Annotated in this window: 3 protein-coding genes and 1 pseudogene; all 4 read right to left on the reverse strand. The window is 59.4% G+C overall.

Going from position 1 to position 2985, the window contains the following annotated elements; all coding sequences use genetic code 11:
- Positions 1-141 precede the first annotated feature (141 nt).
- Positions 142-240, reverse strand: a pseudogene (locus HMPREF3088_RS10245) (IS481 family transposase); the annotation flags it as partial.
- The gene (gene cmx / locus HMPREF3088_RS07965) at positions 240-1415 is read right to left on the reverse strand and encodes a chloramphenicol efflux MFS transporter Cmx (RefSeq protein ID WP_005297378.1); all 1176 of its coding nucleotides are present in this window, start codon (positions 1413-1415) and stop codon (positions 240-242) included. The pseudogene HMPREF3088_RS10245 and the gene cmx, both read right to left, overlap by 1 nt.
- 21 nt (positions 1416-1436) lie before the next feature.
- The gene (locus tag HMPREF3088_RS10890; protein ID WP_011113070.1) at positions 1437-1490 is read right to left on the reverse strand and encodes a chloramphenicol resistance leader peptide; all 54 of its coding nucleotides are present in this window, start codon (positions 1488-1490) and stop codon (positions 1437-1439) included.
- Between the two features lie 115 nt (positions 1491-1605).
- Positions 1606-2274 carry a recombinase family protein gene (locus HMPREF3088_RS07970; RefSeq protein ID WP_070759240.1) on the reverse strand — a complete coding sequence of 223 codons (669 nt, stop codon included), beginning with the start codon at positions 2272-2274 and terminating at the stop codon, positions 1606-1608.
- Positions 2275-2985 lie beyond the last annotated feature (711 nt).

The raw sequence follows: 2985 nt of genomic DNA on the forward strand, positions 1-2985 counted from the left end.
TCTTCCTACTGCCCCAACTTTGCAACAGCACCCTAGATATCAAGCGACTTCTCCTATCCCCTGGGAACACATCAATCTTACCGGAGAATATCGTTGGCCAAAGCCTTAGCGTAGGATTTCGCCCTCTCCCGCAAACGACCCCATCTTTGCGGCGATCGTGGCCGGATAGCCGTCTTCGACAATCAGCCGAGCTAACCGGAGACGGGCACGAGGAGTGAGAAGAGCGTTCGGATGGGTCATCAATTGGCCTCCGCCGCGGTCTTCGTAAGCGCGCGTCTGGTGAGAAGCATGATGACGAGAGCGATCGCTGTCAGCACCGAAGCGACCCAAACCGGCGCGAGCAGCCCCAGCCCGGTCGCGAGCCCGAGCGCACCAAGCACGGGCCCCGCTGCAGCTCCGATATTCAATGCTGCGGTTGCGTACGAACCGCCCATCGTTGGCGCACCCGATGCTGCATACAGCACACGCGTGATCAGAGTACTGCCGACGCCGAACGACAGGAATCCCTGAACGAGGACGAGGACGATAAGCGCAACGGGATGAGATGCGACCACTGCCAACACGATCCAGCCTGTCAGCAATAGCGGTCCGCCGACTGCGAGCACGAGGCCAGGTCGTTGATCTGATAGTCGTCCTGCGATCGTGACGCCAAGGAACGATCCGATGCCGAACATCACCAGCGCGACGGACACCCACGCTTCGGCCAAGCCCGCGGTCTCGGTCACGATGGGTGCCAGGAAGGTGAATGCCGCAAAGGTCCCTCCGTTGATCAGCGCTCCGAGTGCCATGGCCAGGATGAGCCGCGGCGTCGCCAACTGGCTGAGCTCGACACGGAGCCTTGGTGAGGTCGCGCTAGTCTCGCTCCGACCAACATTGTTCGTGACGCCACGAATGACTCCAACGGCCGCGGGAATACAGAGGATGGCGATCGCCCAGAACGTCGTTCGCCAGCCCAGCGCTGTGCCGAGCAGTGCCCCGGCGGGGACGCCCACGACGGTTGCGATCGTCGTGCCGGAGAGCAGGATCGACAGTGCACGCCCCTTCTGGTTCGCTGGCACGAGGGTAGTGGCCGTGCTCAGTGCTACGGCGAGGAATCCTGCGTTTGCGAGAGCGCTGAGCACCCGGGTGATGAGCAGGAGAGAGAACACTGGTGTCATCGCTCCGATGACGTGGCTTCCCGCGAACACGAGAAGGCAAACGATCAATGTGAGCCGCGGTGGCCAACGGCGAGCGAATGCCGCCATCACTGGCGCGCCGACGACCATACCGACTGCGAATGCGGAGGTCAGCAGGCCCGCAGTGCCGACCGAGACGTCAAGTTCGGTCGCGATCGCGGGGAGCAATCCCGCGAGCATGAATTCTGAAGTGCCCATGACGAAGACCGCCAGGGCAAGCATGTAGAGGGCAAAAGGCATCGAGTACTCCGAGGTGTGAGATCAAGAAATGGTTCTTCTTGTCACCACGGCCAGCGCCCCGGGTACGCCAGACATACGCCCACACAGATCGTGGGCGTCGTAACTAGTGGTTCAAGGGGCTGGCGGTGTGACCGACAACCCCTGACCTGTCTGATTCGGGACTCGACATGCCCCAAACTCTAACATGCCTTCAATGGCAAGCGGTCTGGACAGATACTTCTTGAATCGGCACGGTGTCATTACGGGCGGGGGCCAGAACAACGTCCCTGGACATCACACCTAGACGGCGAGCAACGTCTGCCTTAGGCACTCCCATATCGACCATTTCGCGCGCCTGCTCGATGCTGATCTCGTTCATTGCCGGCGCTCGCCCCTTGTATGCGCCGCGCTTTTTCGCCCGCTCAATCCCCTCGGCCTGGCGCTCCCGCATGATCGCCCGCTCGAACTGCGCAACACTGCCCAGGACACCAAGCATCAACGCGGCCACCGGGTCACTTTGGGACGAGTAGGTCTGCGACTCCCGGAGGAACCGCACTGACACTCCCCGATGAACAAGATCATCGACGATGGTGTGCAGGTCGAGGAACGACCGCGCCAGCCGATCCATGCTCGTAACGATCAGCTGATCTCCCTTACGCAGGTAGCGCAGCATCTCCTCCAGCTGTGGCCTCTCCCGGGACGCGCCACTGATCTTTTCCTTGTAGATCTCGGTCGCCCCAGCCTTCTGGAGCCGGGCTACCTGACGGTCCAGGTTCTGATCCGGTGTGCTGACGCGGGCGTACCCCACCAACTGGCCCGTGACGACGTGCTGGTGTTCATTTAGCTCAAGCGGTAGCGACAGATCTGTCTCTTTGGCCATAAACCAACCCTAGAGCAACAGATTTTCCTGTAACTCGAAAGTGTCTCATTTGGCATGCCCCAAAGAGACACCCGTAGGGAACATGGCTCCTACCAAGCACAAGAGCACATCAACATTCACTACCTTTGTCGGTCTTTCCATCAGCTCCCCCACCTCCCGAACCCCGGAAGGTCTCCCATAACTGCACAAAAGCCAAAGACGAGAATTGGGCGGCGAACATCCAGAAAAGTTGCGCCCCATGCGACGCCTCAGCGAAAAAATTCGCCCCTGGAATAAAGCTGGCCAGGATAACAAGCAGCACCGCAAGACCTCCCCCCGCCAAAAGCCTGCGCTTTTCAAAGCGGCGCCCTCCTATCCCCACAAAGAAGAGCGCAAACCCGACTATAAGAGAAACGTATCCTACTTTTTCCACAAGCACTGCGAGAGCATCCAACTCACCCCCCTGAGCTGGCAAGAAACATTACTGGTAGCCCGGACTGTACAAGAACCATCCCCCACTGCCTTTTCTTTTCGGACGGCTCCTTCATTGAGTCATGGATATATCCGAATACGTTTTTATGCTCTTCCGTCATACATCCATCTAATCCGATGGCGTAAATACCCAGAACCCTCGCCCGCCTGCTCGACGTCGGCGTAGACCCGATCCCCGTTGTTCTTCCAGTCCTCCCACGGCTCCGAAAGGGTGCTGTTGCAAAGTTGGGGCAGTAGGAA

This window comes from Corynebacterium sp. HMSC22B11, from assembly GCF_001815965.1.
Lineage (GTDB): Bacteria > Actinomycetota > Actinomycetes > Mycobacteriales > Mycobacteriaceae > Corynebacterium.